This window comes from Mycobacterium sp., assembly GCF_025965855.1.
In the GTDB taxonomy this organism is placed as follows: Bacteria; Actinomycetota; Actinomycetes; order Mycobacteriales; family Mycobacteriaceae; genus Mycobacterium.
The window spans coordinates 1-5214 of sequence record NZ_JAOPWB010000028.1; the positions used below are offsets into that span (position 1 = coordinate 1).

Below are 5214 nucleotides of genomic sequence, written 5' to 3' on the forward strand. Positions count from 1 at the left end.
GCTGGTGAAGAAGTTGTTTTTTGAGCCCTTGCCTCAAGAGCTCGTCGCTCCTTTCACCGCCGCCCTGGAACACATTCAGGCGAGTCTTAATCTCAATGCATCGCTCCCCCCGGTACCGCTGTAAGCAGCGGCTCCACGAATCCGGCTGTTACTAGGGCGCGATGACCGGGTTGACGTCCATGTAGATGCGGTAGTCGTTGACGACTCCATCGTGCACTCCAAAGACGTTGCAGCAGGGTAAATTCAACTCGCGGCCATCGAACCTCCGGTAGTACACGTCCATGAGTCCGATCACGGTGCCGTCGTCGACCTCCCAGAGATCGACGATGGTGTGGCGCATATCGGCGATCGCGTCGCGAAACGACCGGGCTGCCGCAAGAAGCTCAGACTGGGTGTCTGTCGGCGCCGCGTTGCCGAAACGGAAATGCACGCGTGCGGCGGTGAGTGCGGCGATGGTGTCGTGATCCGAATCGTCGACCGCGCGGATCAAGCTTCGGATCAGGTCGCTCTGGGTGCGGGGTGAGTCCGTCATGTCCTGCTTCTTGATTGGCGGGGTTGGTTGGATTCGGACCACTTTCGAGTGGCGTACCGGCGGGCCGATCGCGTGACAGTGCTCATCGGAGTCGGTTCGGCGCGATCAATGCCTTCATGATTCGGCCGGCCCGCAAGTCGTCGAAGGCGGCGAGAGTGTCGTGCAGTGGTGCGATGACGGTGGTGAGGTCCGCGACCTCGAGTAGGCCGGTCGCGAGAAGGTCGATGGCCCGATCGAATTCGTCGATGTAGGTGTAGGACCCACGCACGGTGATCTCCTTGATCAGCACGGTTGCGGCGTCGATGCCGGTTGGTCGGCCGGCGCCGACCACGACGAGGACGCCGCCAGGTGCGAGCAGGTTCAGCGCGGTCGCGGTGGCCTCCTGATTGCCCGAACATTCGATCGCGACGTCGACGGCGACGTTGGCGGTGTTGGCCCCGTCGGCCGTGATCGTCGTGGCGTGGGAATTCGGCGCGAACTGCGCCCGATTGGCAGCCGGCTCCATCAGCAACACACCGTTGGGAGATTTGAGGGACGCCACTCGGCAGGCGAGCTGGCCGATGGGGCCGCCGCCCGTCACCAGCACCGTGCGTCCCCGCAACTCGCCGGCGAGCTCCACGGCACGCAGAGCTGTTGCGGCGGGTTCTACCCAGGCGGCTTCCGCTGGGTCGAGTTCAGGCGGGATGGACCGCAGGTGGGATGGAAATGCGGCCATCAACGGTGCGAGCGCGCCGTTGGCTTGCAGGCCCAGCGCCGTTTCGAGTGTCGCCTGGCGGCAGAAGTTGGGCCGACCGGATTCGCAAAATTCGCATATACCACAGACGTTTCCGTTGGGGTTGACGGCGACCCGTTGACCAACGCGCCACTCCGCCACATCGGTCCCTACGGCTACGATCTGCCCGGTGGATTCGTGTCCGAGGATGCAGTCACCGTGGTAGACCTGCGGCAGCTCACCCGCATGAAGATCGCTTCCGCAGATGCCGCACAGCTCCACTTCGACGATTACTTGGTCAGGTCGCAGTGTCGGCTGAGGGCGGTCTTCGAATGCGATCGTGCGTTCAGCGGTGAGTACCACTGCCGGCATTGTCATTACCATGACCTCTGTTGCAGCGTCATGCGAAGGGATACGGACCCAGCCTGCCCCAGGCAACGAAGATCGCCAGCGCCATCAGCACGACATTGACCACGATGTTCATGGCTTCCTTCCGGCGGGCATGAACAACGGCCGCGCCCACCATCACGAAGACCAAGCCAATCGCCGCCCAGGGAACCAGGATTGGGGCGATGTGTGTGACGGCGGGCAAGATCAGCCCCGCCGCACCGAGTAGTTCGACGAACCCGATCATCCGGACGCTTGTCGGGCTGAAGTCCTGAGCCCAACCTTGCCCGGAGTTGACGAGCTTGTCCTTCGGCACAAACAGCTTCATCAGCCCGCTTCCGGCAAAAAGCTGCCGCCAAAACAATCGCGACTATCCACAGCGCTAGATTCATGGTGACCTCCCAGGTGATCGGAATGCGCAGTTACATTGCTAGTGAGACGATTTTGTATCTCGCGTGATCGCTGGGTGGCATGTTGCACCGGCGTCGGTGCGCCCGATTCTCGCATCGCATCTGTCGATGTGTCGTGGTGTTGCGAACGCGGCGCTGAGATTGGCGACTTCGTCGTCGCGCAAGGACAGCGATTCGGCGGCAAGGTTTTCAGCGAGGTGGCCGCGACTGCTCGTACCGGGGATCAACAGCACGTTGTCGGCGATCGCCAGTAGCCAGGCGAGGGCGACCTGGGCCGGCGTTGCGGTGTGGCCGGCGGCAACGCTGGTGACAACGGGATTGGTTCGGATGGCGGCGTGTTGGGTCTTCGGCCAGCCCAGCGGACAGAACGGAACGAACGCGATGCCCCGGGCGGTGCACTCGTCGAGCACGGGATCCGAAGCCCGCTCAGCGAGGTTGTACGCGTTCTGCACGCAGACGATGTCGGTGACCCCCAGCGCCATCAGAAGGTGTGGGCGTGTGACGTTGCTGATCCCTATCCCGGCGATCAGGCCGTCGTCCCGCGCGGCCAACAGGGCGCCCAGTTGATCGACGAACCGTTGGTTAGGCTCCGCGTTGTCCAATACGCGCAGGTTTACCGCGGTGAGCTGCTCGACGCCGAGCGTAGCGAGGTTGTCTTCGATCCCAGCGCGAAGGTGATCGGGGTCATCGTAGGGCACAACAGCGCCATGGTCATCGCGTCGGGCAGCGACTTTGCTGACCAGCGCCAAGTTGTCGGGGTAGGGGAACAGGGCTTCGCGGATGAGCTGATTGACTACTGCAGGCCCGTAGTACTGGGCGGTGTCAATGTGATCGACACCGGCGTCGACGGCGGCGTGCAGTACCGCGACCGCTTCGTCGCGATCTCGGGGTGGACCGTAGACGCCGTCGCCGGCTAACTGCATCGCGCCGTACCCAACGCGCCAGACGGCCTTGTCCGCCAGGCGATACCGGTCGCCCGCCGTCATATCCATCGCCGGCGCCTTCCCCAGCAGTTCTCGGCCTCGGCGACGCCGCCCAACCGTGACACCACGTCAATGGCGAGCGGCACATGGCGTGCGCGGACCGGTTCCGCAAATTTCTACCGACCGTAACACCCAATAACATGATATATCAATCTAATCGCCTCACTGCGCAGAATCTTCTGCGTTTTTGGGCAATGCTTGGCCTACGGGCCGGCTGCACGAACGCCGAGCAATGGCTCACAGTGGCGGGATATTAGTACCAGTAATGTGATTGCTGAACGAGGATGCTCGTCGTAATCGCGCCTCTGCAGCTCGCGAGATCTATCGCTGAGCTCTGGCCATCGAGGCGGATTCCCGACCGAGAGTTGATTGATCTATCACGCTATGGGGTTCGTTCAGCAGCCTGCGTGGGCGATTCGCGGCGACGCGCTGGTTCGCTGTCGGATCTGGGGCGACCATCTCAAAGCCGCGGGGCAGGCCGGGCACCACGTGCAGTCCAGTCGGAACTCCAGCCGCCATCAGCCGGCGGGCGTGCTCGATGTTCTCGTTCCGCGGGATGTCGAGGTCGCCGACATCGATGTAGGCGCCCGGCAGGCCGAAGCGACGAAATAGACGTTCGGAGAAGGGAAATGGCTCTGCCGGAAATCGCGGTCACACGATGAGTGCCGCAGGGCTCACAGGGCCAAACTCAACGCGCCAACCAGGATCATCGCAGCGCCCGCGAACTTACCACTCACGTCACCGATTGCGATCGTCTTCTCCAGCAGCACGAAGACGGCGATCGCCGCGATCCACAGGAGGTTCATCACGCCGCCGACGAACAGCAATCCCATCAGGATCCAGCAGCAGCCCACGCAGTTGGCGCCGCGCCTGAGGCCCATGCGGATTGCGCCGAGGTTGCCGGTGCGCCAGTTGCCGGACATGAAGTGCGCTGGGTTCCGGCAGTTCCTCAGACAGACATTCTTGAGCGGGGTGAACTGGTAGATGCCGGCCGCGATCAGCAGCGCCGCTCCGAACAGCGAGCTCCTGGACACCATCATCGGAGAGAGCAACGCGGCCTGATCGAGAGCGTGCTGAGCGACGGTGGCCACGACACTGAAGACCGTCCACATCGCGATGTAGCCGGTGACGAAAACGAACGTCGGGGCCAGCGGGTTGTGCTGGGCGGCGGCCTTGCGAGCGACCGCGGCGTACATCAGGGTCATCGGCGCCGCGGTGGGAACCATCATGGCGACCATCATCACGGTCCACATCGCCAGTCTCAGGCCGAATTCGGTTGCCGTCCACGGTTGCACCCCGCTCATCGCGTCCATCATCGGCGCCATCGACTGGCCACTCATGTCCGCTGACCCGGTCGCCATTCGGCGCGCTGTCATCACGACGTAGACCCAGGCCGCGAGGGTGATGCCGCCCAGGCCGGCCAAGACGGCCAGGCGGTCTCGGTGGCGCCAGACCCAAGATGTGGTCAGCGGATCAGTCCGTCCTGGTTCATGTGCAGCACGTTGAACTGGCCGTAGCTGTCCTTCAGGTCGAGCTTGATTCCCGTCCGGGCTGTGGTGTTGCCGTTGCCCATCTCGGCATAGAGATAGCGCGGCCCGTCCGGGGTACTGAGCCGTATCCTGCTCGACTCTCCTCGGCTCAACGTCCTGGGGAGCGGCGTCCCCCGTGACTCGACCAGCCCGTCAATCGTGAGGCTGGCCATTCTCTGATCGACGTCGATCGACAGTTCGATGGGTGCGTACAGCGTGTCCAGCACGGTCGACATCATGCTGTTGTACACGAAGAAATGCGTGGCTCCGGGTGCAGTCGATTCGCCGTGAAGGATCTTGCGCAGTGCTTCTCGCTGAGTCGGATCCGCCCGTTCGCCGATGATGACCTGCTGGGTGCCGTTGCCCTCGGCGACCTCACCCGGCCAGGACATGAGCATCGCCCAGTCCAGGCCGTCGAGGTTCGTCTGGTTGAAGTTTCCCGCCTCGATGTGGCCGCACATGAACGCCTCGCAGCGCCCGTGGGTTGACTTCGCACCGAACTGGCACGGGCAGCCCCAGGCGCAGAGGCAATTCTCGAACTCCATACCGCGAAGCATCCATCGATCAGCCACCGGATTCTCCCCTTCCTCGCATGCTCAGAATTATCATCAGATTTTGGTGATCTCGATGGGGTTCGTTCCAGAGCGGTTGGCGTATGTCA

Annotated in this window: 7 protein-coding genes; 1 reads left to right on the plus strand and 6 read right to left on the minus strand. The window is 63.0% G+C overall.

What is annotated here, in order from left to right:
- Positions 1–151: 151 nt before the first annotated feature.
- From JWP83_RS02275 to JWP83_RS02290, 4 genes are all read right to left on the minus strand, one after another.
- Entirely contained in the window at positions 152–532 is a 381-nt protein-coding gene (locus JWP83_RS02275) for a nuclear transport factor 2 family protein (RefSeq protein ID WP_297725377.1), read from the minus strand.
- Between the two features lie 82 nt (positions 533–614).
- Positions 615–1616, minus strand: a complete 1002-nt coding sequence (locus JWP83_RS02280) for an alcohol dehydrogenase catalytic domain-containing protein (protein WP_297725379.1) — start codon at positions 1614–1616, stop codon at positions 615–617.
- A gap of 28 nt (positions 1617–1644) precedes the next feature.
- A complete protein-coding gene (locus JWP83_RS02285) occupies positions 1645–1959 on the minus strand; it encodes a DoxX family protein (RefSeq protein ID WP_297725381.1) in 315 nt (104 codons plus the stop codon).
- A 102-nt stretch (positions 1960–2061) separates the two neighbouring features.
- On the minus strand, positions 2062–3033 hold the full coding sequence (locus JWP83_RS02290) for an oxidoreductase (RefSeq protein ID WP_297725383.1): 972 nt from the start codon (positions 3031–3033) through the stop codon (positions 2062–2064).
- Between the two features lie 375 nt (positions 3034–3408).
- Between JWP83_RS02290 and JWP83_RS02295 the strand changes: the two genes are divergently transcribed.
- Positions 3409–3636, plus strand: a complete 228-nt coding sequence (locus JWP83_RS02295) for a hypothetical protein (protein ID WP_297725385.1) — start codon at positions 3409–3411, stop codon at positions 3634–3636.
- Positions 3637–3698: 62 nt separating this feature from the next.
- On the opposite strand, the gene JWP83_RS02300 is transcribed toward JWP83_RS02295, so the two are convergent.
- Positions 3699–4448, minus strand: coding sequence for a DUF2182 domain-containing protein (locus JWP83_RS02300; protein ID WP_297725387.1), 750 nt, complete (start codon positions 4446–4448; stop codon positions 3699–3701).
- A 41-nt stretch (positions 4449–4489) separates the two neighbouring features.
- Positions 4490–5098, minus strand: coding sequence for a DUF1326 domain-containing protein (locus JWP83_RS02305; protein WP_297725389.1), 609 nt, complete (start codon positions 5096–5098; stop codon positions 4490–4492).
- Positions 5099–5214 lie beyond the last annotated feature (116 nt).